This window comes from Ruegeria sp. HKCCD7255, assembly GCF_013031565.1.
Lineage (GTDB): Bacteria > Pseudomonadota > Alphaproteobacteria > Rhodobacterales > Rhodobacteraceae > Ruegeria.
Genome location: NZ_WQAG01000003.1, coordinates 52,662 through 77,435 on the forward strand (window position 1 = coordinate 52,662; position 24,774 = coordinate 77,435).

Consider the following 24,774-nt stretch of genomic DNA (forward strand, 5'->3'; position numbering starts at 1 on the left):
CTTTACCGAGCAATCACAATATCCGCACACAGCCCGCCCAGTTTCTGGCTTGCCCCCAAGCGCAAGGTGCCGCCATGCGCGCGGGCGATGTCGGCCACGATGGCCAACCCCAAACCAACACCGCTGCCTTGGTTCTGGTTGCGTGACGCGTCTAGACGGGTGAATGGTTTCACCGCTTCGGTGCGCTGTTCCAACGGAATGCCCGGCCCGTCATCTTCGACCCGTATACGCATGGACTTGTTGGTCACCGTCAGGCTGATCTCGGCCCGATCTCCGTACCGAACCGCATTGCCGATCAGGTTCTCAACCGCCCGTCGCATCGCTGTGGGGCGCAGCATCACGTTGCCCTGCCCTTCGACCGAGACAAGCTCTGCCTTGTGACCCGCCCGCTGGGCGTCATCGATGATCTGTCCCAACCATTCGACCGGATCAACCTCTTGCGGTGCGACCTCCGAGGCCCCGCGCGAAAACTCCAGAAACGCATCCAGAAGCGACTGCATCTCGTCAACGTCTTTCAGCATCGGCTTGGCCTCGTCTTCCGGCAAGAGCGACAGCCCCAGTTTCAACCGCGTCAACGGTGTGCGTAAATCATGGCTGACGCCGGACAGAATCAATGTGCGCTGTTCGATTTGCCGTTCGATCCTCGCGCGCATGTCCAGAAAAGCGTTGCCCGCTGCGCGCACCTCCAGCGCGCCACTGGGCGCATAAGGAACGGTTCTGCCGCGTCCAAAAGCCTGCGCCGCATCCGCCAAACGGGTAATTGGGCGCAGTTGGTTGCGCATGTAGAGAAACGAGATCGAGGTCATTAGAATCCCAAAGGCAACCACCGTCACGATCAACTGATGTGGAGCCACAGGGGACAAGCGACGTCGGTCAAAGCTGAGTTCCAATATCCCCAATGAGGTTTCGAAATACAGATGTGCCTCACGGCCATTTGGCAAAGCCAGCGCAACAAGCTGCGGGTATCGTGCCGTCAAATCCGCATCGACCTGCGGGGCGATAAAGTCGTACCAACGCCTCCGCCCCTGATCGGGCACCTCATTCAGGCCCAGGAAACGGGCGCTCATCTGCAACGCGGCCAGATCAGCCCGCGCTGCAGCGAGCGCTTGCTGCTGGGTTTCGACATCGGCCATCGCATCGAGAACAAGGTCAATCTCACGCGAGGTGCTATCAGTCATCTGCCCGGTCACATCCTCAAGATGTTTCTGCACAAAGGCGATCGAAACCACCAGCAGCACAACCACCACCGGCAGAACCAAAATCAAGGCGGCACGCGCGTAAAGGCTGCGCGGCATATAACGTTTGAGCCATTGCGTCCACATGAGCTAAACCCTAGCGAGCCACCCGGACAAGAGGAAGAGGTGACGATGCAGGCCCCCGATGATTTCAACCCTGTCCCGGGCCAGCCCGAGACGCTGTCGCCGGGGCTGCAAAGGATCCTGGCGCCCAACCCCTCGCCCATGACCTATCGGGGCACCAACACGTATTTGCTGGGTACCGGCGACGTGATTGTCATCGATCCCGGCCCACAGAGCGCGCCGCATTTGCAAGCCATTCTGGATGCGTTACAGCCGCATCAGCGCATCAGCCAAATCATTGTCACCCATACCCACCTGGATCATTCTCCTCTGGCCGCCCCGCTTGCGGCCGAGACCGGTGCTCCGATTCTGGCCTTTGGCGCAGCGGGATCCGGGCGCAGCGCGGTGATGACGGAACTGGCTCAAAACGGCTTGGTCGGTGGCGGTGAGGGCATCGACCATGCGTTTCGCCCCGATATCGAACTGGACGATGGTGCAAAAATCCAAGGCGACGGGATCACGCTTGAGGTGATTCACACGCCCGGGCATCTGGGCAATCATATTGCACTGGCCTGGGGCAATATCTGTTTTACCGCAGATCATGTGATGGGCTGGGCCAGTTCTCTGGTCTCGCCACCAGACGGAGATCTGACCGACTTCATGGCAGCCTGCCACCGGCTGCGCGCCCGTGACTGGGCGGTGTTTCATGCAGGTCACGGAGCACCGATCACTGACCCTGCAGGCCGCTTGGACTGGCTGATTGCCCATCGCCTGGAACGGGAACGCCAGATCCTGACAGCACTGGAGGATGGCCCAGCAGATGTTGGCCAATTGGCGCGGCGCATCTACAACGACACGCCTTCGGCGCTTCTGCCAGCCGCCGAGCGTAATGTCCTGGCCCATCTTGTTGATCTGACTGGAAAATCCACCGTGGAGCCGGTTGGCATTCTGTCTGCGCACGCGCGGTTCAAGCGCCTGAGCTGATGCAAAGTTTTTGAGCGCCATCGCGTTTTATGCTCTGGACGCCGAAAATCCCTGTTGCTATACGCGCTGAAAGTTCCGGCGTAGCTCAGCGGTAGAGCAGTTGACTGTTAATCAATTGGTCGTAGGTTCGATCCCTACCGCCGGAGCCAATTTCCAACATCATCTGTCACCAAACTCCGTCAAACCTGCTGTCGGATTGCGCCGTTTGCCAGGTGGTGAAAAAACTGAAATCCCCCTCTGGACGGCGTGAAAACAGGTTGCTATACGGCGCGAACCGTTCCGGCGTAGCTCAGCGGTAGAGCAGTTGACTGTTAATCAATTGGTCGTAGGTTCGATCCCTACCGCCGGAGCCAATTTCCTTAGTTTCACGACCCCAAAAGGGCATCTTTGAAGTCGTCGCGCAGGTTGCGTTTGAGGACCTTGCCGGTTGCGTTCAGGGGCAACGCATCCACAAAGACCACTTTGTCGGGCACCTGCCATTTGGCGATCTTGCCGTCAAAAAAGCCGAGCAATTCCTGTTCGGACGGGTCCTCACCGTCGGCCTTCACGGCCACCAGCAACGGGCGCTCATCCCATTTCGGATGGGGCACGCCGACCACAGCAGCAGTGGCCAGTTTCGGGTGCGCGACAGCGATGTTTTCCAACTCGACCGAGCTGATCCATTCTCCCCCCGATTTGATGATGTCCTTCGACCGGTCGCGGATCGTCATATAGCCATCTGGGTCAAGCGTCGCCACATCACCGGTGGCAAACCAACCGTCCTGCAGCAGATCCTGATCCTGCATCAGGAAATAGCTGTCCAGAACCCAATGCCCGCGCACCATCAGATCGCCTTGGGTTTCGCCATCATGCGGCAGATCATTGCCATCATCATCGACGATTTTCAGCTCAACCCCGAACGGCGGGCGACCCTGGTTTTCCCGCAGTCGGTGCTGCTCGTCCAAAGGCAGGTTGAGGTGTTTGGCCAGAGGCGTATTGGCGCTGCCCAATGGGCTCATTTCGCTCATGCCCCAGGCGTGGACGGTATCGACCCCATAGGTCTCTCGGAAGGTTTCGATCATTGATGGCGGGCATGCAGCGCCACCGATCACGGTGCTTTGCAAGCTTTCGAGTTTCGAGCCCGACCTGGCCGCCGAGGCCAGAAGCCCCTGCCAGATCGTCGGCACCCCCATGGCCAGCGTTACACCATAAGTGTCGATCAGATTGACCAGCGCATCGCCTTGCAGCCCCGGCCCCGGCAGCACCATGCGCGAGCCCGACATGGCGCAGGCATAGGGCGACCCCCAGGCATTGACGTGGAACATCGGCACAACGGGCATGACCACGTCGCGGGCGGAATAACCGATCACATCCTTGGTATTCGACGCGAAACTGTGCAGCACGGTTGAACGATGCGAATAGAGCACGCCCTTGGGGTTGCCGGTCGTGCCCGAGGTGTAACAGAGGCTGGATGCGGTGTTTTCGTCAAAGCTGGGCCATTGGAAATCATTGCTGCCGGTCTCGATCAACTCGTCATAGAACTTGAGGTCCTTGACCTGCGCGGTGGCCTCTTCACTGCGCGGCCCCATCAAAACAAAGTGCCGAACCTCGGTCAGATGCTCTTGCAACGCGGCGACAAGCGGCAGGAAGGTTGCGTCAAAGAACAGCACCCGATCCTGAGCGTGGTTGATGATATAGGTTAGCTGTTCGGGGAACAGTCGCGGATTGACGGTGTGGCAGACATAACCTGCCCCCGACACCGCATAGTAGATTTCAAGATGACGACGATTGTTCCAGGCCAGGGTTCCGATCCTGTCCTGTGGTTCCAGGCCCAACGCCCCAAGCGCCGAGGCCAAACGACGCGCGTTTCGCGCAATCTCGGCCCAGTTGGTTTGCGTCACGGTGCCATCGGTTTCGACCGAGATAATCTCGGTGCCCCCGTGATAGCGTTCGGCGTGATCGATCAGTGACGAAATCAGCAAAGGCTGCGTCATCATCTGTCCCAGCATGGACATCCTCCCATAGTCAGCGCCGCCAAAGAGCGGTCTTGCCTTGGCAGCCTGCCAAGGTTTCAATTGTCTGACAATAAAAGAATACGCCCTGCCCTAAAGGCAAGGCTTGACCGGTGCCTATTCTTGACGGTGGCGCAGCGCGTAATCGACCAAAGCCGCAGTCGAGCCGTCCTTGCCTTCGGTTCCAACCTCGCCATCGACAACCGGGCCAAGCGAGGTGGCCAACTCCTTGCCCAACTCGACGCCCCATTGATCAAAAGAGTTGATGCCCAACAGCACCCCTTCGACAAAGACACGGTGTTCATAAAGCGCAATGATCTGACCCAGCACAAACGGCGTGAGCTTGGGATAGATCAACGTGGTCGAAGGTCGGTTGCCCGGGAACACACGGTGGCGCGCCTGACGGTCTTGTTCAGCCCCCTCCAGCCCTTTGGCCGCCATGAGCGCGCGCGCCTCGTCCAAAGACCGACCGCGCATCAAAGCTTCGGACTGGGCCAGGCAATTGGCCAGCAGCAGCCGGTGGTGATGGGCCAGTTCGGGCTCGTGTCCCTCTGCGGCGACCATGAAGTCACAGGGGATCACATCGGTGCCCTGATGGATCAGCTGGTAGAAGGCGTGCTGCCCGTTTGTGCCCGGCTCTCCCCAGACCACAGGCCCCGAAGGCAGGGTCAACGCCGTGCCGTCCATAGCAACCGATTTGCCGTTCGATTCCATTTCCAGCTGCTGGAAATAGGCCGGAAGGCGCAGCAGGCGTTGGTCGTAAGGCAGAACCGCTCGGCTGGCATAGCCCAGAACCTGACGATGCCAGATGCCGACCAGCGCCAGCATCACCGGCATGTTCTCGTGCCATTCTGCGGCTTGGAAATGCAGGTCCATCGCCTGCCCACCGCGCAAGAACCCGTCAAACGCGTTTGAGCCTACGGCGATCATCACAGGCAGGCCCACAGGTCCCCAGACCGAATATCGCCCGCCCACCCAGTCGGCAAAGCCAAATACCCGGTCCGCAGGGATGCCAAAGCTTTCGGTCTTGTCCAGCGCACTGGACACGGCTGCAAATTGCCGGGACGGATCGCCACCACCTTCGGTCATCCACGCCCGCGCGGTGCGCGCGTTGGTCATGGTTTCGATCGTGGTAAAGGTTTTCGAGGCGACGATCACCAAGGTGGTTTTGGGATCGAGCGCACGCAACGTGTCGGCGATATGCGCCCCGTCCACATTCGAGACGTAGTGCACGCGTGGGCCATCGTGATAAGGGGCCAGCGCATGCGTCGCCATCACCGGACCCAGATCAGAGCCACCGATCCCGATATTGACCACATCGGTGAAACTGCCGCCGACGCCCTGTATCGCTCCGCCGCGCACCTCTTCGGCAAAGACGCGCATGCGGTGCAGCGTATCCAAAACTGCAGGCATGACATCCTGTCCGTCCACATGGACCGCACCGCCATCCAGATTGCGCAGGGCGGTGTGCAAGACCGCACGGCCTTCGGTTTCGTTGATCTTTTCACCGCCAAACATCGCCGCCCGGCGCCCGGCCAGATCTGCTGCATCACAGAGCTGGATCAGCGCGTCGCGGACCTCTGCATCGATTAGCGTTTTGGAATAGTCAAACAGCAGATCCTGAGTCGAGGCCGCAAAACCTGAGGCACGGTCTTTGTCTGCTTTGAACAGATCGAGGATTGATGTTTCAGCGCGCGCGGCGGCCAGAGATTTGAGTGTGTCCAGTTGCATATCGCCTACTCCGCCCAATGGACTGTCATACCGCGTAGCACCGCCGAGATTGGGGCCTCTTCCGGTGGCAGTGTCATCGCGCGTTCCAGCGCCTCGCGTTTAGAGGCACCAAAGATCACCAGATGCTTTGACAAAGCCCCGTCCAGCACGGGCCCGGTCAGGGTGATACGCGGCTCGGGCTGCGCATCGGTGCGGGCCACGGCCAGGGTTGGCGCGTGACTGTCCAGCGCGTCCAGCAATCCGGCCATGCCGGGAAACAGCGACGCGGTGTGCATGTCTTCGCCCATGCCCAAGACCAGCACCGACAGAGGCAGCACGGGCGCCAGCAGGGTCTCAACCTCGGCCAAAGCCGCCTCGGGTTCACGCCCGGGCACGTAAAGCGGCACATATTGCGCCGCAGACGCCCGGTTGGTGAGCAGCCGTTCACGGATCAGCTTTTCGTTCGAACGGGCGTCATCACTGGGCACGCAGCGTTCGTCCGTGGGCAGAACACGCACCCTATCCCATTCCAGGTCAGCCGCGCAGAGACCATCAAAGATCGGCCCCGGCGTGGTGCCCCCCGGCACCGCAAGCGAGATCATGTCATGGTGCAAAAGCGCGGCTTCGATATCGCCGGCCAGCACATTGGCCACATCAATGGCCAGCATGTCACGGTCAGCATAATCCTGAAAATTCATGGGTTTATTCCCTGCCAGTGGCGACCATCACGTTTCATCAGCAGCTCGGCGTCGCCGGGACCGGTGCTGCCACTGTCATAGGGTTTGGGCACGTCGCCACGCGCGTGCCAACCTGCGATAATCGGATCTGTCCAGGCCCAGGCGGCCTCAACCTCATCACCGCGCATAAAGAGCGTCTGGTTGCCGCGGATGACATCCATGATCAGACGCTCATAGGCGCCGGGCGGGTTCTGGTTTTCCGGGCCCAATGCCTCTGCAAAGCTCATATCCAGCGGCACGTCGATCAGACGCATACCACCCTGCCCCGGTTCCTTGATCGTCACCTTCAGTGTGATCCCCTCATTGGGTTGCAGACGGATCGAGAGCATATTGGCATGCCGCCCCGCTGCTGCGCCAAAGATCGAATGCGGCGCGTCCTTGAACATCACGTTGATCACTGAAGACCGCGCCACCAATCGCTTGCCGGTGCGCAAATAAAAGGGTGTGCCCGCCCATCGCCAATTGCTGACATGCGCCCGCAGCGCAACATAGCTTTCGGTCGTGGATCGCGGGTTGCCCACCACCGCGCGGTACCCTGCGCCATCCTGGCCGCCCTCGAACTGCCCGCGCACGATGTGGTGTGGCTCGACCGTATCCAGTGCCCGGATCACCTTGAGCTTTTCGTCGCGCACCGCATCGGGATCGAACTTGGCCGGAGGCTCCATGGCGATCAGACAAAGCAACTGCATCAGATGGTTCTGCACCATATCCCGCATCGCGCCTGCGCGCTCATAATAGTCCTCGCGCCCGTCGATCCCTACGGTTTCGGCCACCGTGATCTGGATGTGATCGACGTACTGGCTGTTCCAGAGCGGCTCGAACAACATATTGCCAAAGCGCACGGCCATCAGGTTCTGAACGGTTTCTTTGCCCAGATAATGATCAATGCGATAAATCTGGCTTTCGTGGAAATACCGCGCCAACGTCGCGTTCAAGGCTTGCGCGCTGGCCAGATCATGACCAAAGGGCTTTTCAACTACCACGCGGGTTTGAGCATTCGTCAAACCATGTGCCTTGATCCGCTCGGCCAAGGGGCCAAAAAGCGACGGACCGACCGAGAAATAAAAGGCCCGAATGCGATCCGCATGCAGCAAAGACGCGAGGTCGCCCCACCCCTGATCCTGGGTCGCATCTAGCGGAAGGTAACGAACGCGCCGCAAAAACTCTGCAACAGACTGCGCATTGGACCGCGCGGTGGGGTCGTGCTCGTGCAACGCCGCCCGTACGACGTCTCGAAAACCTGCGTCATCCTGCGCGCGCCGCGCCACGCCGATGATCTGCGTGCCTTCGGGCCATTGCCCGGCGCAAAAACGGCGGAACAGCGCAGGCAAGATCTTGCGCTGGGCCAAATCGCCCGTCGCGCCAAAAATCACCAGGTCGAACGGATCAACGGGGATTACACGAGAAACCATGACTTTCCCTTACCTTGCCCTCTGGTTCATGTCCAATGTTAGCGCAATCATGCTCGGTCTTTTCTCGCGCATCATCCGCCTGCACTGATCGTCATCAAATCTCTGTCAGTTTCCCGCCCTACGGCTTTCCCTGCACATAAGAACAGCCTAGATCGATCGAAGAAATACAGGAAACCGGATGCCGGAATGAAAGACAGCGCCTCTCAGATCGCCAATATTGGCAAGTTCGAAGACAAATTGGTGACAGCTCTGGGAGAGACCCGCGCCTCGGTCAAACTCAGCAACCCGCAGACCTTGTGGTTCAACACGGGAACGCTGTGCAATATCGAATGCGTCAACTGCTATATCGAAAGCAGCCCCACCAATGACGCGCTGGTCTACATCACCGCTGCGGAAGTGCGCGACTACCTCGACCAGATCGAAGAGCGCGGCTGGCCCATCCGTGAGATTGGTTTTACCGGTGGTGAGCCGTTCATGAACCCCGATATGATCGAAATGACCCGCGCCGCGCTGGAGCGCGGATACGAGGTTTTGATTCTCACCAATGCCATGGCCCCGATGATGCGCCGGAAGATGCGCGACGGGCTTTTGGATCTGCAGAAAGACCACAACGACAGGCTGACCTTGCGCGTGTCGGTCGATCATTTCCGCCCCGAACTGCATGATGAAGAGCGCGGCAGAGGCAGTTTCGACAAGACCCTGACCGGTATGCATTGGCTGCGCGATCATGGGTTCAACATGACCATCGCCGGGCGCACGCTTTGGGGCGACACTGACGCGGACAGCCGCCAGGGCTATGCGACGTTCTTTGCCGAACACGGGTTTGACATTGATCCCCATGATCCAGGCCAGACCGTGCTGTTTCCCGAAATGGACGAAAGCATCGAAGTGCCCGAAATCACCTCCGCCTGCTGGGGCATACTGGACAAATCACCCGACGCCGTCATGTGCGCCAGTGCCCGTATGGTGGTCAAACGCAAAGGGGCGGAGAAGCCCGCTGTTTTGGCATGTACCTTGCTGCCCTATGCACCTGAGTTTGAAATGGGTCACACACTGGCCGAGGCCGAGGCTGACGTGCATCTGAACCACCCCCACTGCGCCAAGTTTTGCGTCTTGGGTGGGGCCAGCTGTTCTGGCTGATCAGTTCAGCTCTGGTGATTTCCAGAACTTCGTGCCTGTCGCAGCGGCAGACACCCGCCAGCCTTTTTTGCCCAGCACAAAGAACGAGCGGCCATCTGTGAAATGCACAGCCTCGCCGCTGCGTTCCTCTCCGTACATCGCTCCGGTCTCAGCCGTAGCGTCATAGCCATGCGCAATGAAGCTGTCCAAATCGGCTTGTGTTTCAAACAATATCACGAACTTGGCTTCAAAGCCGCCGATCCCGACCGCAGCCCCGACGCCCCCGGTGCCCATATTCATATAGGTGTGTTGGCCGGTTTCTTTCGACACGGCCACCCCGCGCCCGTAGCCGCCTGACACCGGAAACACCGTGACCTTTCGTGAATCAAAAACGGCATAGCCTGCACTGACGTCATACAGCGCACCTGCCTCGGGGTTTTCCGCAAGCAATTGATCCAGGATGTCACTCGCCATCCCGTCCAATTTGGCCCGCGTTTCCTCTGGCGTAGCCTCATTCGACAAAAGCTCTGTGGTGGAATCTATCGTGTTGTCCACGGCTGCTGCGCCTTTTTGCACAGTGGTTCCAACGACTTCCGCACCTTGACCAATGGCGTCGACCGTATTCTCGGCACCTTTCTTGATCTTGTCCAAAACGCCTTCAGCCATGAGGGGGGTGCCAATCAACAACCCGATGAAAGCGAAACTGATTGCTTTGGACATAAGAAAACTCCTCCGGGTTGCGCAGTGTTTTATTAGCCGAGGCCGACGGGGCCGAAAACCCACCTATGAAGAAATGCACCAAAGAACAGAAAAGGCCGAACAAAAGCTTAACGTAACCAAATTCACTGATCACGCCCAAAATCAATGATATGAGTGCCAATGTCTTTGAGTTTTTGTGAGACGTGGCAATGAAATGGTTTTGGACGCTTTGCTTGCTGATCAGCGCCTGCCCGGTATGGGCGCAGGAACGGTTGGCTTTGGTCATCGGCAATAATGACTACGATTCGGTCATTGATCTGCAAAAGGCCGTAGCGGATGCCGAGGCCGTCTCGGCCAAACTGCAATCCTTGGGGTTTGAAACCATCGAAGGGCTCAATCTGGACCGGCGCGGCATGAACCAGCACATCGCCGATTTCACCGCCCGGCTTGATGCCGGGGATACGGCTTTTGTGTTCTTTGCGGGCCATGGTGTCGAAATCGACGGCGAGAATTACCTGCTGCCCACGGATATCGTGACCCCTTCCACTGGCGAAACAGACTTCGTCAAATCCGAGTCCATCGCGCTGTCAAATCTGTTGGACCGCGTGCGCGCGACCGGAGCGCGCACGTCTATCGCCATCATTGATGCCTGCCGGGACAACCCGTTTGAAAGCCGTGCCGGGCGATCCATAGGGCGCACGCGCGGACTGGGTCGGATCAACGCGCCGCAGGGCATGTTTGTGATCTTTTCAGCCGGCGCCGGTCAGATGGCGCTGGACCGGCTCAGCGATGATGAGGCCGAGCCCAATTCCGTCTTCACCCGCGCGCTGTTGCCGCGTCTGTCCGAGCCCGGTTTGGAACTGCGCAGCATGGTCGCCGACTTGCGCCGCGACGTTCGCGATCTTTCGCGAACGGTTCAGCACACTCAAATTCCCGCCTATTATGATGAAATGCTTGGAGAGTTTTACTTCTCTCCCGCCGTCGCACGGGATCAGGCGACGGAAGATTTGCCGGTACAAGTCATGCGCGCCGATCTTGAACTGGCGCGCTCGGTTGGAACGGTTTCAGCGCTGGATACATTTCTTGAGAAATATCAGGAGCAATCTGAAAACTATACCTATGAGGTAGCTCTGCAATTGCGCGACGCCCTGGCGCTTAGCAACCCGCCTGCGCCTGAAGAAGATCCGGCACCGCAACACCCCGTATCAGCGCCGACACCCGCTCCGCTGGTTCCGGATTCGCGTGAGGTGATGCGTGCCACGCAACAGGCGCTGAATGCCATAGGCTGCAATGTGGGCGTGGCCGACGGATTGGCAGGCCCGCGCACCAGACGCGCCTTTGCCGAATATCGCGATGTCAGCGGGTCGACCCTCGGCGCGGATGATCTGGGCACGCGTCATGCTTTGGAAGAATTGCAAAGTGTCAGCGGGACAATCTGTCAGGTCTCGACCCCCGCGCCCGCACCCACAACCGGGTTTTCGATGGCAGGCACGTGGCAATTCAAAGCCACCTGCGCACTTGTTCTGAACGTCACCGGTTCGGTGCGTTACACGTCGGCAGGTGGAAATAAATATTTCGGTCAATTGAAAGACTCGCTGGGCCAGACAGCCAATACCGAGATTTTCGTGAACGAACAGCAGATCTCGGGCACCGACTATTTCCCGGCCATTACCGTGAAATGGCGCGGGCGGCTTGCCGCAGATGGCCAGAGCTTTACCGCAAGCGGTTCGACCGGTTGTTCCGTCTATGCCTGGCGGGCCTAATTAACCCGAAACTCACCCACCATATTGCGCCATTCCCCCGGCGCGATCATCTTGCGATGGGTAAAGCGCACGGAGTGCAGCGGGCCTTCAATCTCGCGCTTCCAGAAATCTATGAATTCGAACAGTTTGGGGTGATCCGGCGCCAGATCGTAATCCTGCCAGATAAAGGTGTTCAACACGTGGATATAATCCGGCATGCGATAGAAGAATTCCGCCGTCGTCAGCCCATATCCTTTGAGCATCAGTTCTGTTTCGCTTTGCTCCATTCAGACCTCCGATTTTCTTGCAAGGTCTACTCAGAGTAACACCGAAACCCTCTAATACTTGGATAACAATATGTTACCACTAGGTTACCGGAGTTTTTGGCAACACTTTCTTTGCTTGCTTGCACCTTATGTGCCGGGTCTGATAAGGTGCATCCACAAGATATAGATCAAAAACAAGACACGGGCAGCTTACGTGAGCGATACGCCAGAAACACCTGAAAACATGGACGAAACCCCGCCTGAGCGCCCCGCATACGACGGCCCGACGGTGTCCATCGAATCCGAGATGCGCACGTCCTATCTGGACTACGCCATGTCGGTCATCGTCAGTCGCGCGATCCCCGATCTGCGTGATGGATTGAAACCGGTGCACCGGCGCATCCTTTATGCGATGCACGAAACCGGCAATACCCATGACAAGGCGTACCGCAAATCGGCCCGCCCGGTGGGTGATGTGATGGGTAAATACCACCCGCATGGCGACAGCGCGATCTATGATGCGCTGGTGCGGATGGCGCAGGATTTCTCGATGTCACTGCCGCTCTTGGATGGTCAGGGCAACTTTGGTTCGATGGATGGCGATAACCCGGCGGCCATGCGCTATACCGAAGTGCGGATGGACAAGCCCGCCGCCGCCCTGCTGGCCGATATCGAAAAAGAGACGGTCGATTTTCAGGACAACTATGACGGCAAGGATCAGGAACCGACGGTCTTGCCCGCGCGCTTCCCGAACATGCTGGTTAATGGCGCCGGTGGTATCGCCGTGGGGATGGCCACTAACATTCCACCGCACAATCTGGGCGAAGTGGTGGATGCCACGCTGGCGCTGATCGACGACCCGGATCTGACTTCGGAACAGCTTATCGAATACGTGCCCGGCCCCGATTTCCCGACCGGAGGCGTAATGCTGGGCCGGTCTGGTGCGCGCAAGGCCTATCTTGAGGGGCGCGGCAGCGTCATCATCCGTGCCAAAACCCGCGTGGAAGAGATCCGCAAGGATCGTTACGCGATCATCGTCGATGAGATCCCCTATCAAGTTAACAAGGCCTCGATGATCGAAAAGATCGCCGAAGCCGTGCGCGAGAAGCGCATCGAAGGCGTGAGCCACGTTCAGGACGAATCCGATCGCAACGGTGTGCGCGTGGTGGTCGAACTGAAACGCGATGCCACGCCCGAGGTGGTGCTGAACCAGCTCTATCGCTTTTCGCCGATGCAGACCTCGTTCGGTTGCAACATGCTGGCGTTGAACGGTGGACGGCCCGAACAGCTGACACTGCGCCGTTTCCTGACCTCGTTCATCGATTTCCGCGAAGACGTGGTCGCCCGCCGCAGTGCCTATGACCTGCGCAAGGCGCGGGAACGCAGCCATATCCTGTGTGGTCTGGCCGTTGCCGTTTCAAACGTGGATGAGGTGGTTGCCACCATCCGCTCATCGGCGGACGCTGCCGAGGCGCGCGAAAAGCTGATGACCCGCCGCTGGCCTGCGGCCGAGATCGAAGGCTATCTGCGTCTGATCGACGACCCTTTGTCCAAGATGAACGACGATGGCACCTATAACCTGACCGAAGTGCAGGCCCGCGCCATACTCGACCTGCGCCTGCAACGCCTGACCCAGATCGGGGTCAAAGAGGTCACGGACGAGCTGGAAGAACTGGCCGGTAAGATCAAGGAATACCTGGATATTCTGTCCTCGCGCGAACGCATCATGGGCATCATCGCGGATGAGCTGCGCGACGTGCGTGAACAGTTCGCCGTGCCGCGCCGCACCGAGATCGTCGACTGGTCGGGCGACATGGAAGACGAGGACCTGATCGAGCGTGAGGATATGGTCGTTACCGTCACTTCGGGCGGCTATATCAAACGTACCGCGCTGGCCGATTTCCGCGCGCAGAAACGTGGCGGCAAGGGGCTGTCGGGGATGCAGACCAAGGAAGAGGACGTGGTCACCACCCTCTTTGTGGCCAACACCCATACGCAGCTGCTGTTCTTCACCACCGAAGGCATGGTCTACAAGCTCAAGACCTGGCGCTTGCCGCAGTCCAGCCGCACCGGCAAGGGCAAGGCGATCGTCAATATCCTGCCGATCCCAACGGGTGTTTCCATCGCGGCGATCATGCCGGTGGATGTGCCGGATGAGGAATGGGAGAACCTTCAGATCGTCTTTGCCACCAGCGCAGGCGACGTGCGCCGCAACCGGCTATCGGATTTCACCAATGTGCGCCGTAACGGCAAGATCGCGATGAAGCTGCCCGAGGATGTGGAACTGGTGAACGCCCGCATCTGCTCGGAAGATGAAGACGTGATGCTGGTCACCAATTCGGGCCGCGCGATCCGCTTCCGCACCACCGATGTGCGCGTCTTCAACTCGCGCGAATCCACTGGTGTGCGTGGCATTAAACTGACCAACGGTGACCGCGTGGTCTCGATGTCTGTTATCCGCCATTTCGAGGCAGACCCGGACGAACGCTCCGCCTACCTCAAGATGCGCCGCGCCGTGGCCGGTATTGCCGATGACGGTGAAAGCGATGAGGACGAGGCCGCGCCGGGTTCAATCACGCAGGAGCGCTATGCCGAGATGTCGGCGGCCGAAAACCTGATCCTGACCATCACTTCGGGCGGCGCAGGCAAGCTCAGCTCTAGCCACGATTATCCGGTCCGCGGACGCGGCGGTATGGGTGTGGCGGCGATGGACAAAGCCATGCGCGGCGGCGAGCTTGTAGCATCATTCCCGGTAGATCTTGATGACCAGATCATGCTGGCCACCTCCAAGGGTCAGTCGATCCGGGTTCCGGTCGACGGCATCTCATTCCGCTCCCGCTCGGCTGGTGGAGTGAAAGTGTTCAACACCGGCAAGGGCGAGGAAGTCGTCAGTGTCGCCTGGATCGCCGATCAGGGCGACGAAGACGGCGAAGAGTAATTGGACGCCAAAAAGACCGGGTAAATTGAACTCGGTCTTTTTTGATCTAAGCTCCGAATAGTAAGCGTGCTGGTTTTGCTCAATGGCGCTGAATAAAGTTTCATAGTTGAGTGTTAGATTGATGCGTGTCTCGTTTGAAACACGCACGACGGATTTCTGCCAGACGGTCAATGACAGGTACGGATCCTCATTTTCTGGTTCGAAAGATTGGAGGTCAAATTGACGCGTATCCTTATGGTTTTTTTCATGGTCACCGTCCTGTTTGCCGGGCCTTCCTCAGCCCATGAACGATTTGCATTGGTAATCGGAAACGCCGGATACACGAATGTCCCTGCGCTCGATAACCCTGTAAATGATGCGCGACTGATGAGCGACGAGCTTCAAGCCGCCGGATTCTCGGTAACCACGCTGACAGATGTGGGTCGCGCAGACATGATGCAGGAGGTCGACGCTTTTGCCAGCAAGGTGCGTGCGGCGGGGTCCGAGGCGCTGGCCGTGTTTTACTTCGCCGGGCATGGTGTTCGCAGCGATGGCTTTAACTATCTTCTTCCGCTGAACGTGAACATCCAGACTGAAGCCGACATTGCCGGTGAAGCCGTTCCTGCCGAGTGGATTTTGGATCGCATTCACACACCCAAAGCTGTCAGCGTGATGATCCTGGACGCCTGTCGCGACAATCCCTTTGGAAGTCAAGCCGACGTGTTTGGGGATGTAGGCGACGGGCTGGCGCGAATGACGGCCCGTACGAACAACCTGATCGCCTATGCCACGGGTCCCGGCGACGTCGCGTTGGATGGGACAGGAACAAACAGCCCCTACACCGCAGCGATTGCGCGCGCCATCAGGACCACTGATCTGGGTTTGGAGCAGATGTTCGAACAAGTCCGCTCGGATGTGGTCAGCGAAACCGAAGGTCTGCAATCGCCTTGGGCGCGGTCGTCGTTGAATATCAGGATCGGGTTGAAGGATCCAAACGCGAGTTAACCGGGCGCAGCTTTGAGCGCGACCCGGGCCTTACGAAAGATAATTGTTGAAAAAGGCGATTGTCCGTTTCCAGGCCAGATTGGCCGCAGTTTCGTCATATCGCGGTGTCGTGTCGTTGTGGAACCCGTGATTGACGTCTGGATAGAAATGGACGCTGAACTTTTTCTGATTGTCCTCCAGCGCCTTTGAATAAGCCGGCCAGCCGGCATTGATCCTTTCATCCAGACCCGCGTAATGGATCATCAAAGGCGCCTCAATCGATGGCACATCTTCGGCTGCAGGTTGGCGCCCGTAGAACGGAACAGAGGCGCCAAGGTCGGGATAAGCCACCGCCAACGCGTTACAGACACCGCCGCCATAGCAGAAACCAACAGCGCCGACTTTGCCGGACGAAAGATCATGGTCCCGCAAAAACTCATATGCGGCAAAGAAATCCGCCATCAGTTTTTCCCGGTCCATCGAGCGTTGCATCTCACGCCCTTCTTCATCGGTGCCGGGATACCCTCCAAGCGGCGACAAACCATCCGGGCCAAAGGCCAGAAATCCAGCCTTGGCCGTGCGCCGAACCACGTCCTCGATATAGGGGTTGAGCCCCCGGTTTTCATGCACCACCAGCACCGCAGGCAACTTGCCTGTGGCATTTGCAGGCATCGCCATCAAACCGCTGGTTTCAGTGTGCCCATCGGGGCTGTCGAACGCGACCACCATGGTTTCGATATCGGGGTCGTCTGGTGCAACCTGCTGCGCCCATGCGTAATTGGGCTGTAGCTGGTCCAGGATCATGGCTCCGGTGACGCCCGCAGCCGCATATTTCCCGGCGCGCGAGATGAACTCGCGCTTCGACATCGTGCCGTGGACATATCCATCAAAGATCTCAAGTATCCGGGGATCGAAATCACTTGCTTTCTTGCGGGCGTTGCCAGTCATCCTTGCCTCCCAAGCAATGCTATCACTGCACCCACCCTAGCCTGTGATCGGCGATCCGGGAAATCAAAGATCGTAAAGCGCGCCGAATTTCGCCTCCAGATACGCCAGCAGCGGTTCTGGCCCCGGCTCTACCCCACTCGCGCGGGCGATGATCTCACGCGGGGCAAAAAGGCCACCATGTTGCTGCACGTTTTCACGCAGCCATTCTGTTGCATTGCTGGTGTCGCCTTGGGCAAGCTGCGCATCCAGATCGGGCACTGCGGCACGCAGGGCCTGATACAGGCATCCAGCATAGACATTGCCCAGCGAATAGGTCGGGAAATAGCCAAACAGGCCCACCGACCAATGCACGTCCTGCAAGCACCCGTTCGAGGGCTTGTCGACCGCATATCCGAAATCAGCCTTGAACCGGTCATTCCACGCAGCTTCCAGATCGCTGACCTGCAGATCGCCGGCCATCAGGGCACGTTCCAGATCAAAGCGCAGCATGATGTGCAGGTTATATTGGACCTCATCCGCCTCGGTTCGGATATAGCCGTTATGCACCCGGTTGACGGTGGCATAAAACGCGTCGGCGTCGGCGTCGGCGATCCCGAAGTCGCCGAAGGCGTCTTTCATCTGCTCAAACAGCCACCCGGTAAAGGCGCGCGAGCGGCCCAGCTGGTTTTCGTAAATCCGGCTTTGGCTTTCATGAACCCCCATCGACACGCCGCTGCCCAGCGGTGTCAGAAGATAGGCCTTATCGACGCCTTGCTCATAAGCGGCGTGGCCGACCTCGTGAATGGTGGAATAGAAACAGTTGAACGGGTCGGTCTCGCTGGTCCGTGTGGTGATACGCACATCCAGCCCGCTGCCCGAACTGAACGGGTGCACCGCCTTGTCGACCCGCCCGTTGTTGAGGTCATAGCCAAAGGTGGTGGCCAGTTTCTGCGACAGCCGCATCTGGATCCGTTCATCAAACTGCCCCGACAGCGCAGCAGGTTCCGGCCTGTCCAGCACAGCGGCGCGCAACGCCACCAGACGCGGGCGCATCTGGTCGAAAATGGCAGCAATCTGCGCGCCGGTCGTATAGGGCTCGTAATCCTCGACCATCGCGTCATAGACGTTACCACCCTGCGCCAGCGCTTCGCCTTCCTGACGTTTCAGCGCGACAACCTCTTCCAGCACCGGTTGGAAGGCGGCCACATCCTCGTCTGCGCGGGCCTGCGCCCAGGTGCCTTGCGCGGCTGATGTCACACGGGCAATAGCGGTGGCCAGATCGGAGGGCACTTTGACAGCACGGTCATAGCCCCGGCGGATGTCACGAAGCTGCGCTTTGCCGACCGCGTCCTGCGGTGCCGCCTGGTCCAACCATTCGGCTACGCGCGGGTCCGAGCGGCGGGCGTGCAGAACAGCCTCAATCGCGGCCATTTCCTCGGCCCGTTGCGGCGCTGCGCCGCGTGGCATCATGGTTTCCTGATCCCAGCCCAGCCGCCCGGCAATCTGGCCCAAAGCCGAGGTTTCCCGCTGAAACGCCATCAGGTCATCAAATGCAGTCATGAAATCAAGCTCCGCGCAGTGAGGTTGCAATGGGATAGGCCGTTAGGAACCGCGCCCGCAGGATCAGCGTCCACACGATAACGGCCATAAACTGGTGGAAAATCGCGATCTGCCAAGGGGCGCCATAGACCACTGTGACAATGCCCACCACAACCTGAAGCGACAGCGCCGCAAAGGCTGCGTTAAAGGCAAATCGGGTCTGTGGATGCGCGCTGGTGCCGCCCCGCCGCCAGACAATGAAGGCAAAGATCAGCAGCAGGTAGCCGACACAGCGGTGGATAAACTGCACCAGCCCTGGGCTTTCAAAGAAGTTCCGCCAAAGCGGCTCAAGCATCGTCGCATCGGGCGGCAACAGCTGACCGCCGATCAAAGGCCAATCGGTATAAGACCGCCCAGCGTCGATCCCTGCCACAAGCGCCCCAATGAGTATCTGCAAAAAGGTGAAATGCAGCAATCCGGTCGAAAGCGAGAAGAGCTTTGCCTCTTTTGCCCGCCGGGCCTGCATCAGATCACGCTCACTGCGGCCCAGTTCAAAGATATACCAGGCAAGGAACCCCAGAATGACAAAGGCCAGACCCAGATGAGTGGCCAAGCGATAACTGACCACAGCCGTCATGCCTTCGCCCTGCGTGACGCCCGAGGCGACCATCCACCAGCCGACAGCGCCCTGGATGCCGCCCAGAACACCGGGGATCAGCAGCTTGCCGGTCCAGCCGGTCGGAATTTTGCGCGACGCCAGAAAGCCAAAGAACCCAACAGCCCAGACCAGCCCAATGACGCGGCCCAACTGGCGATGCCCCCATTCCCACCAATAGATGAACTTGAAATCGCTCAGCTCCATCCACTGATTCTGGATGCGCCACTGATCGATCTGCTTGTATTTGTCGAATTCGGCCTGCCAATCGGCCTCGGACAGTGGCGGGATCGCGCCCGTTACGGGCCGCCACTCAGTGATCGATAGGCCGCTATCGGTCAGACGGGTCAGCCCGCCCACGGCGATCATCACCACCACCAGCGCAAACAGGATCATCAACCAGACGCGGATCGCGCCCCGTGCGTCGCTGCGGCCCCTGTCGATCATGCCAGGCTGCACCGCCTGCTGTTTTTCTGTGTCCGAGACCTCTTCGAAGATGCTGCGCTTACCGCTCATGCTGTCCTCATGTGGTGATTTCGTCGCAAGCTAGGGCCAAGGCGGGCCAAGGTCCAGCCTCAGCCCCGCTCCTTCCAGCGGACCATCTGCCGCATGATCCCGTGCAGCATCTGCACATCCGCGCGTGTCATCCGCATCCGTGACCAGAGATTGCGCAGATTGGTCTTCATACCATCGGCCTTTTCGGGCGGATAAAAGAACCCCGCCGCATCCAACCGGTCCTCATAGTGTTCAACCAGCTTTTCAACCTCTATTCCCGTCGCCCAGTCGCCCTTGCCTAGGTCAGTGGCTTCGTGGGTGACCTCACCGGTTTGGCGCATCCACTCGTAAGCGGTCAGCAATACGCATTGCCCCAGGTTCAGCGATGCATAATCCGGGTTTACCGGGACCGAGATGATGGCGTTGGCCTTGGCGATATCCTCGTTCTCGAGCCCCGCCCGCTCGGGCCCGAACAGAACAGCCACGTTTTCACCCGCAGCAACCTTCTGGGCCGCGATCTGCATCGCGCGTTCTGGGCTATAGACCGGCTTGGTCAAGCCACGCTGGCGCGCCGTGGTGGCAAAGACAAAGGTGGTGTCTGACAGGGATCCCGCCAGATCGTCAAACAGCTGCGCCTCATCCAGCAACCGTCCGGCACCGCTCGACATCGCCACCGCCTTGGGGTTCGGCCACCCGTCCCGAGGCGCCACGATCCGCATCCGGTCCAACCCGAAATTCCACATCGCCCGCGCGGCGGCCCCGATGTTTTCACCCATCTGCGGGCGTACAAGCACAAAAGACGGCTGGGAATTCTCGCTGGGCATAGTTTACTCCGAAAAACTCTGCCTGCTCTAATCGCGACGCCGGGCAAGGGCAAGCCACCCGCGCTTCTTCTGTTCCCAAATACCTCCGCCGGAGGCATAAAAGATTGCGTCCCACGTGCAATCCGCTAAACCGCCCGGAAGAAGTCAATGCCGAAGGAAGCGCCATGGACAGCCCCGAGCAGCCGCAGATCTATCTGATCACACCGCCCACGATCGAATTGAGCCGCTTTCCCGACCAGTTGGCCCGCGTTCTGGACGGGGCCGAGATCGCCTGTCTGCGCCTGGCGCTTGCAGGCCATGACGAGGATACCATCGCCCGCGCTGCGGATGCCTGCCGCGAAGTTGCCCACGCACGGGATGTAGCGATTGTGCTGTCAAAGCACGTGTTGCTGGCACAACGGCTGGGATTGGACGGGGTGCATCTGGATGACGGGGCCCGCTCGGTCCGCGCCGCCCGCAAAGAGTTGGGCGCCGATGCCATCGTTGGCAGTTTTTGCGGGGCCTCCAGTCATGATGGCATGACCGCCGGTGAAAACGGTGCGGATTACGTAGCTTTTGGCCCGGTGGGTGCCGCTTCGCTTGGCGATGGGACCCGGGCTGGAAAGGACTTGTTTCAGTGGTGGTCGGAAATGATCGAAGTGCCGGTTGTGGCCGAAGCGGGCTTGACCCCTGAATTGATCAGCCAGCTTGCGCCCTGCACCGATTTCTTTGGCATCGGCGAGGAAATCTGGTCACAGGATGACCCATTGGCGGCATTGCAACAGCTTATCGCCGCAATGGGTTGATCGTGCGGCCCTTTCCGACTTGCACGGGCCTGAGCGCTGCGGCATGACAAAGCCATGAACACACATAGCGACATATTGTGTATCGGCTCGGTCCTTTGGGACGTGATCGGGCGCTCTGCCAGTGCCATGCGACAGGGATCGGACGTGCCCGGTCGGATCACCCGCCTGCCCGGCGGCGTGGCGATGAACATCGCCATGACCCTGGTGCGCTTTGGCATGACCCCCACCTTGCTGACCGCCATTGGCCGTGACCCCGAAGGCGACGAGCTGATCAATGCCTGCACCCGGCTGGGTATGGTGACGGACCACATCTACCGCTCACCAGATCTGGCAACCGACCGCTATATGGCTGTCGAGGGGGCCAATGGGCTGATCGCCGCCATTGCCGACGCGCATTCTCTGGAAGCTGCTGGCGCCAAGATACTGCATCCGCTGGCGCATGGCCCTTTGGGGTCAGAGACCGCGCCCTATACCGGCCCAATTGCCCTGGACGGCAATCTGACAGTCGACCTGCTGGAAGAAATTGCCCAAAGCCCCAACTTTGCCCGGGCCGATCTGCGCGTCGCGCCTGCCTCACCAGGCAAGGCCGAGCGCTTGCTGCCTTTCCTCAAACACGCCCGCGCAACGCTTTATGTGAACCTCGAAGAGGCCGGGCTGCTCTGCCAGCGCGAATTCACCGATTCCGAGTCTGCAGCCAAAGGCCTGCTGGACCGCGGCGCGCTGCGGGTGCTGGTCACCGATGGCGGCAATTCGGCCACCGTAGGCAGCGCCGACAGCATTCTGACCCAAACACCCCCGTCTGTTCTGGTCACCCGCGTGACCGGCGCTGGCGACACTTTCATGGCGGCCCATATCGCCTCGGAATCCACCGGCGCGTCCAATGACGAGGCTCTGTCCCGCGCCCTGCGCGCCGCCGCCACTTACGTCTCGGGAGAAACCCCACTGTGATCGACATCCACTATTCCGCCGAGGTGCGCGCCGCCAAAGATGCAGGCCACCCCATCGTTGCGCTGGAAAGCACCATCATCACCCACGGTATGCCCTACCCTCAAAACATCGAGGTCGCGGCACAGGTTGAGCAGGATGTCCGCGATGCGGGTGCAGTCCCTGCAACCATGGCGGTGATCGAAGGGGTCCTGCATGTGGGTTTGGAGCCGGATCAGCTCAGGGCACTGGGACAGGCGCAGGGCGTTGCCAAAATCTCGCGCGCAGATATGGCCGCCTGTATCTCGACCGGCGGCACCGGAGCCACCACGGTTGCCGCCACGATGATCGCCGCGCAATATGCCGGGATCGAAGTGTTTGCCACAGGTGGCATTGGCGGGGTGCATCAGGGGGCCGAGACCTCTTTTGATATCTCAGCAGATCTGCACGAACTGGCCCAGACCCCTGTGACTGTGGTCGCTGCCGGTGCTAAAGCCATCCTCGATCTGGCCAAAACGCTTGAGGTTCTGGAAACGCTGGGCGTGCCGGTCATCGCTTACGGACAGGATGCCTTTCCCGCCTTCTGGTCGGCGCAATCCCCCTTTACCGCCCCTTTGCGCATGGACAGTGCTGAGGCCATCGCCAAAGCCCACGCAACCCGCCGCGCCTTGGGTCTGCCCGGTGGTCAACTGGTGGCCAACCCGATTCCGAACGATGCGCAGATTCCGGCAGAAAAACTGGCCCCGATCATTGCCGCCGCGCAGGCCGATGCCGACACCCACCGGATCACCGGCAAGGATGTTACGCCCTACCTGCTGCAACGGATATTCGAGCTGACCGAGGGGCGCTCACTGACTGCCAATATCGCGCTGGTTCGCAACAATGCGCGGCTGGCGGCGGGTATTGCCCGGGCACTGAAATCTCGCACCTGACGCAAGCCTATTGTACCAACGCCCCCGATTGACTACCTAAACCACGAAACCCACTCGGAACCGCAATGAACACACCCTTTGACGAAGAGCCCCACCGCCGCCCCGGCCTATTGTCCCGGTTGCGCGCGTCTTTCCTGACGGGCATCGTCGTCATCGCCCCGGTTTGGTTGACCATCTGGTTGATCTGGTCCGTGGTCGGCTGGATCGACAGCGCGGTACTGCCTTTGGTGCCGCAGCGCTTTCAGCCGGAACAATACGTGGGCATCAACCTGCGCGGTGTGGGCGTTATCATCTTCCTGATCTTCACCGTTCTGGTCGGATGGATCGCCAAAGGCATTCTGGGCCGGTCGCTGATCCATTTCGGCGAAAGCGTGGTCGATCGGATGCCGGTTGTCCGCTCGGTCTATTCGGGGATCAAACAGATCTCCGAGACGGTCTTTGCCCAAACCGAACGCTCGTTTGAAAAAGCCTGCCTGATCCAATACCCGCGCCGCGGTATCTGGGCCATCGGCTTTGTCTCGACCACCGCCAAAGGCGAGGTTGCCGAACGCGCCGAAACAGGTGGTGAGTTGCTGAGTGTCTTTGTGCCAACCACCCCCAACCCAACATCCGGGTTCCTGCTGTTCTTCCCGCAGGAGGATGTGATCATGCTGGACATGTCCATCGAGGATGCTGCGAAACTGGTGATCTCGGCCGGGCTGGTTTATCCCAACGACAAAGACCCCTCGCAACCAACTGAATAGTCAGCCAAACATCGCAGGCAGATCGACCGTGCTGCGCGTACCCAGATCAGATTTGTGGGCCCGCAGGAATGAATGCGCCGCCGTCTGCCCGGCCTCTTTCAACCGGTTCAAGACCACCGGATTGGGAAGGATCTTGGTGGTGGCGGACAGATCATTCATCAATGCATCGTCAGCGATCATATGTACCAGCACCCGGTTCATCTCGCCTGCCTTCAGCTTCCCCTCTTTCAGCAACCGCTGCACAAAACTGATCGCCCTCAACTCGCGAAACAGCGACGAATTGAAACTGATCTCATTGATCCGGTTCTGGATCTGCTGTGGCGTCTTGGGCACCTCATCGCGCTCCAGCGGGTTGATATTCACGATCACCACATCGTCCGGTAAATCCCCGTGAAACAGCGGATAGAGCGCCGGGTTGCCCGTATAGCCGCCATCCCAATAGGCCTCGGTCCGGCCCGTCTTGGGATCATGAATTTCCACAGCCTGAAACAGGTTCGGCAAACAGGCCGAGGCGAGAATGGCACTGGTCGAAATCTCATCACCTGAGAACACCCGGATCTTGCCGCTGCGCACGCAAGTGGCGCAGATGAAGAGGCCCGGCCCATCCTCGGCGCAGATTTCGGCAAAGTTGAACTTGTCGACCACCGGTTCCAACGGGTTGCGATAAAACGGCCCATAGGCATAGGGCGACACCAGCCGCGACCAGGCGTCCGCCATCATCACCGGAACCGAGTACTCAAGGGTGCGGGCAATATGTGCGGGTTCTATCCCCCGCATCCAACCGGCTATTCGCGTGTCCTCAACAGCCCCCATACGCTTCCACAGCCTGTTGAGACTGTCGCGCGCGCCCTGCCGGCCGGCATGCACCATCCCCGATTTAAAGGCCGCGCCATTCAGCGCCCCCGCCGAAGTTCCCGTGATCGCGGCAACCTCGACATCCTCTTCATCCAGCAACCGATCCAGCACACCCCAGGTAAACGCTCCGTGCGCCCCGCCGCCTTGCAATGCCAGATTGATGCGTTTCACGACCCTGCCTCTTCTTCTGTTTGCAAATACCTCGGGGGTGCGGGGGCAGAGCCCCCGCTCATTAG

General features: G+C 59.5%; 21 protein-coding genes and 2 tRNA genes. 11 read left to right on the forward strand and 12 right to left on the reverse strand.

Annotated elements, in window-relative coordinates:
* Positions 1–2: 2 nt before the first annotated feature.
* Positions 3–1,322, reverse strand: a complete 1,320-nt coding sequence (locus GOX45_RS06950; RefSeq protein WP_171099380.1) for an ATP-binding protein — start codon at positions 1,320–1,322, stop codon at positions 3–5.
* A gap of 45 nt (positions 1,323–1,367) precedes the next feature.
* Here GOX45_RS06950 and GOX45_RS06955 point away from each other — a divergent pair, with 45 nt between their 5' ends.
* The 3 genes from GOX45_RS06955 (at position 1,368) to GOX45_RS06965 (ending at position 2,635) form a co-directional block, all read left to right on the forward strand.
* The gene (locus GOX45_RS06955; RefSeq protein WP_171099381.1) at positions 1,368–2,282 is read left to right on the forward strand and encodes an MBL fold metallo-hydrolase; all 915 of its coding nucleotides are present in this window, start codon (positions 1,368–1,370) and stop codon (positions 2,280–2,282) included.
* A 74-nt stretch (positions 2,283–2,356) separates the two neighbouring features.
* Positions 2,357–2,431, forward strand: a tRNA-Asn gene (locus GOX45_RS06960).
* Between the two features lie 129 nt (positions 2,432–2,560).
* Positions 2,561–2,635: transfer RNA gene (locus tag GOX45_RS06965), tRNA-Asn, on the forward strand.
* A gap of 12 nt (positions 2,636–2,647) precedes the next feature.
* Here GOX45_RS06965 and GOX45_RS06970 read toward each other — a convergent pair.
* The 4 genes from GOX45_RS06970 to zwf form a co-directional block, all read right to left on the reverse strand.
* On the reverse strand, positions 2,648–4,270 hold the full coding sequence (locus tag GOX45_RS06970; protein WP_171099382.1) for a long-chain-fatty-acid--CoA ligase: 1,623 nt from the start codon (positions 4,268–4,270) through the stop codon (positions 2,648–2,650).
* A 120-nt stretch (positions 4,271–4,390) separates the two neighbouring features.
* The gene (gene pgi, locus GOX45_RS06975; RefSeq protein ID WP_171099383.1) at positions 4,391–6,004 is read right to left on the reverse strand and encodes a glucose-6-phosphate isomerase; all 1,614 of its coding nucleotides are present in this window, start codon (positions 6,002–6,004) and stop codon (positions 4,391–4,393) included.
* Positions 6,005–6,009: 5 nt separating this feature from the next.
* Positions 6,010–6,681: a 6-phosphogluconolactonase gene (gene pgl / locus GOX45_RS06980; RefSeq protein ID WP_171099384.1), complete on the reverse strand. Its 672-nt coding sequence runs from the start codon at positions 6,679–6,681 to the stop codon at positions 6,010–6,012.
* Positions 6,678–8,132 carry a glucose-6-phosphate dehydrogenase gene (gene zwf / locus GOX45_RS06985; RefSeq protein WP_171099385.1) on the reverse strand — a complete coding sequence of 485 codons (1,455 nt, stop codon included), beginning with the start codon at positions 8,130–8,132 and terminating at the stop codon, positions 6,678–6,680. The genes pgl and zwf overlap by 4 nt, the downstream gene beginning before the upstream one ends.
* A gap of 186 nt (positions 8,133–8,318) precedes the next feature.
* On the opposite strand from zwf, the gene GOX45_RS06990 reads away from it, so the two are divergent.
* Positions 8,319–9,272 (forward strand): radical SAM protein, encoded by a 954-nt coding sequence (locus GOX45_RS06990; protein ID WP_171099386.1) that lies wholly within the window; start codon positions 8,319–8,321, stop codon positions 9,270–9,272.
* On the opposite strand, the gene GOX45_RS06995 is transcribed toward GOX45_RS06990, so the two are convergent.
* Positions 9,273–9,971 (reverse strand): hypothetical protein, encoded by a 699-nt coding sequence (locus GOX45_RS06995; RefSeq protein WP_171099387.1) that lies wholly within the window; start codon positions 9,969–9,971, stop codon positions 9,273–9,275. It abuts the gene before it with no gap.
* Between the two features lie 188 nt (positions 9,972–10,159).
* Between GOX45_RS06995 and GOX45_RS07000 the strand changes: the two genes are divergently transcribed.
* Positions 10,160–11,713 (forward strand): caspase family protein, encoded by a 1,554-nt coding sequence (locus tag GOX45_RS07000; protein WP_171099388.1) that lies wholly within the window; start codon positions 10,160–10,162, stop codon positions 11,711–11,713.
* Here the strand turns inward: GOX45_RS07000 and GOX45_RS07005 are convergent.
* Positions 11,710–11,979 carry an usg protein gene (locus tag GOX45_RS07005; protein WP_171099389.1) on the reverse strand — a complete coding sequence of 90 codons (270 nt, stop codon included), beginning with the start codon at positions 11,977–11,979 and terminating at the stop codon, positions 11,710–11,712. The genes GOX45_RS07000 and GOX45_RS07005 overlap by 4 nt on opposite strands.
* Before the next feature lie 193 nt (positions 11,980–12,172).
* Between GOX45_RS07005 and gyrA the strand changes: the two genes are divergently transcribed.
* Together gyrA and GOX45_RS07015 are read left to right on the forward strand one after the other, a co-directional pair.
* Positions 12,173–14,896, forward strand: coding sequence for a DNA gyrase subunit A (gyrA, locus tag GOX45_RS07010; RefSeq protein ID WP_171099390.1), 2,724 nt, complete (start codon positions 12,173–12,175; stop codon positions 14,894–14,896).
* A gap of 219 nt (positions 14,897–15,115) precedes the next feature.
* Positions 15,116–15,880 carry a caspase family protein gene (locus GOX45_RS07015; RefSeq protein WP_171099391.1) on the forward strand — a complete coding sequence of 255 codons (765 nt, stop codon included), beginning with the start codon at positions 15,116–15,118 and terminating at the stop codon, positions 15,878–15,880.
* Positions 15,881–15,910: 30 nt separating this feature from the next.
* Here the strand turns inward: GOX45_RS07015 and yghX are convergent, their stop codons facing one another.
* The 4 genes from yghX to GOX45_RS07035 form a co-directional block, all read right to left on the reverse strand.
* A complete protein-coding gene (yghX, locus tag GOX45_RS07020) occupies positions 15,911–16,807 on the reverse strand; it encodes a YghX family hydrolase (RefSeq protein ID WP_171099392.1) in 897 nt (298 codons plus the stop codon).
* A gap of 63 nt (positions 16,808–16,870) precedes the next feature.
* On the reverse strand, positions 16,871–18,346 hold the full coding sequence (locus GOX45_RS07025) for a carboxypeptidase M32 (protein WP_171099393.1): 1,476 nt from the start codon (positions 18,344–18,346) through the stop codon (positions 16,871–16,873).
* Between the two features lie 4 nt (positions 18,347–18,350).
* A complete protein-coding gene (gene ctaA, locus GOX45_RS07030; RefSeq protein ID WP_171099394.1) occupies positions 18,351–19,496 on the reverse strand; it encodes a heme A synthase in 1,146 nt (381 codons plus the stop codon).
* Between the two features lie 59 nt (positions 19,497–19,555).
* Complete coding sequence (locus tag GOX45_RS07035; RefSeq protein WP_171099395.1) at positions 19,556–20,299, reverse strand: RNA methyltransferase; 744 nt, start codon at positions 20,297–20,299, stop codon at positions 19,556–19,558.
* Positions 20,300–20,463: 164 nt separating this feature from the next.
* Here GOX45_RS07035 and GOX45_RS07040 point away from each other — a divergent pair, with 164 nt between their 5' ends.
* From GOX45_RS07040 to GOX45_RS07055, 4 genes are all read left to right on the forward strand, one after another.
* The gene (locus tag GOX45_RS07040; protein ID WP_171099397.1) at positions 20,464–21,084 is read left to right on the forward strand and encodes a thiamine phosphate synthase; all 621 of its coding nucleotides are present in this window, start codon (positions 20,464–20,466) and stop codon (positions 21,082–21,084) included.
* A 54-nt stretch (positions 21,085–21,138) separates the two neighbouring features.
* On the forward strand, positions 21,139–22,032 hold the full coding sequence (locus tag GOX45_RS07045) for a PfkB family carbohydrate kinase (protein WP_171099398.1): 894 nt from the start codon (positions 21,139–21,141) through the stop codon (positions 22,030–22,032).
* Complete coding sequence (locus GOX45_RS07050; RefSeq protein ID WP_171099399.1) at positions 22,029–22,940, forward strand: pseudouridine-5'-phosphate glycosidase; 912 nt, start codon at positions 22,029–22,031, stop codon at positions 22,938–22,940. The genes GOX45_RS07045 and GOX45_RS07050 overlap by 4 nt, the downstream gene beginning before the upstream one ends.
* 65 nt (positions 22,941–23,005) lie before the next feature.
* Positions 23,006–23,683 (forward strand): DUF502 domain-containing protein, encoded by a 678-nt coding sequence (locus GOX45_RS07055; RefSeq protein WP_171099400.1) that lies wholly within the window; start codon positions 23,006–23,008, stop codon positions 23,681–23,683.
* Here the strand turns inward: GOX45_RS07055 and GOX45_RS07060 are convergent, their stop codons facing one another.
* Positions 23,684–24,709 (reverse strand): patatin-like phospholipase family protein, encoded by a 1,026-nt coding sequence (locus GOX45_RS07060; protein ID WP_171099401.1) that lies wholly within the window; start codon positions 24,707–24,709, stop codon positions 23,684–23,686.
* Positions 24,710–24,774 lie beyond the last annotated feature (65 nt).

Coding starts and splice junctions, on each gene's coding strand:
- GOX45_RS06950 (WP_171099380.1), bottom strand. CDS start 1,322: ATGTGGACGCAATGGCTCAAACGTTATATGCCGCGCAGCCTTTACGCG.
- GOX45_RS06955 (WP_171099381.1), top strand. CDS start 1,368: ATGCAGGCCCCCGATGATTTCAACCCTGTCCCGGGCCAGCCCGAGACG.
- GOX45_RS06970 (WP_171099382.1), bottom strand. CDS start 4,270: ATGCTGGGACAGATGATGACGCAGCCTTTGCTGATTTCGTCACTGATC.
- pgi (WP_171099383.1), bottom strand. CDS start 6,004: ATGCAACTGGACACACTCAAATCTCTGGCCGCCGCGCGCGCTGAAACA.
- pgl (WP_171099384.1), bottom strand. CDS start 6,681: ATGAATTTTCAGGATTATGCTGACCGTGACATGCTGGCCATTGATGTG.
- zwf (WP_171099385.1), bottom strand. CDS start 8,132: ATGGTTTCTCGTGTAATCCCCGTTGATCCGTTCGACCTGGTGATTTTT.
- GOX45_RS06990 (WP_171099386.1), top strand. CDS start 8,319: ATGAAAGACAGCGCCTCTCAGATCGCCAATATTGGCAAGTTCGAAGAC.
- GOX45_RS06995 (WP_171099387.1), bottom strand. CDS start 9,971: ATGTCCAAAGCAATCAGTTTCGCTTTCATCGGGTTGTTGATTGGCACC.
- GOX45_RS07000 (WP_171099388.1), top strand. CDS start 10,160: ATGAAATGGTTTTGGACGCTTTGCTTGCTGATCAGCGCCTGCCCGGTA.
- GOX45_RS07005 (WP_171099389.1), bottom strand. CDS start 11,979: ATGGAGCAAAGCGAAACAGAACTGATGCTCAAAGGATATGGGCTGACG.
- yghX (WP_171099392.1), bottom strand. CDS start 16,807: ATGACTGGCAACGCCCGCAAGAAAGCAAGTGATTTCGATCCCCGGATA.
- GOX45_RS07025 (WP_171099393.1), bottom strand. CDS start 18,346: ATGACTGCATTTGATGACCTGATGGCGTTTCAGCGGGAAACCTCGGCT.
- ctaA (WP_171099394.1), bottom strand. CDS start 19,496: ATGAGCGGTAAGCGCAGCATCTTCGAAGAGGTCTCGGACACAGAAAAA.
- GOX45_RS07035 (WP_171099395.1), bottom strand. CDS start 20,299: ATGCCCAGCGAGAATTCCCAGCCGTCTTTTGTGCTTGTACGCCCGCAG.
- GOX45_RS07040 (WP_171099397.1), top strand. CDS start 20,464: ATGGACAGCCCCGAGCAGCCGCAGATCTATCTGATCACACCGCCCACG.
- GOX45_RS07045 (WP_171099398.1), top strand. CDS start 21,139: ATGAACACACATAGCGACATATTGTGTATCGGCTCGGTCCTTTGGGAC.
- GOX45_RS07055 (WP_171099400.1), top strand. CDS start 23,006: ATGAACACACCCTTTGACGAAGAGCCCCACCGCCGCCCCGGCCTATTG.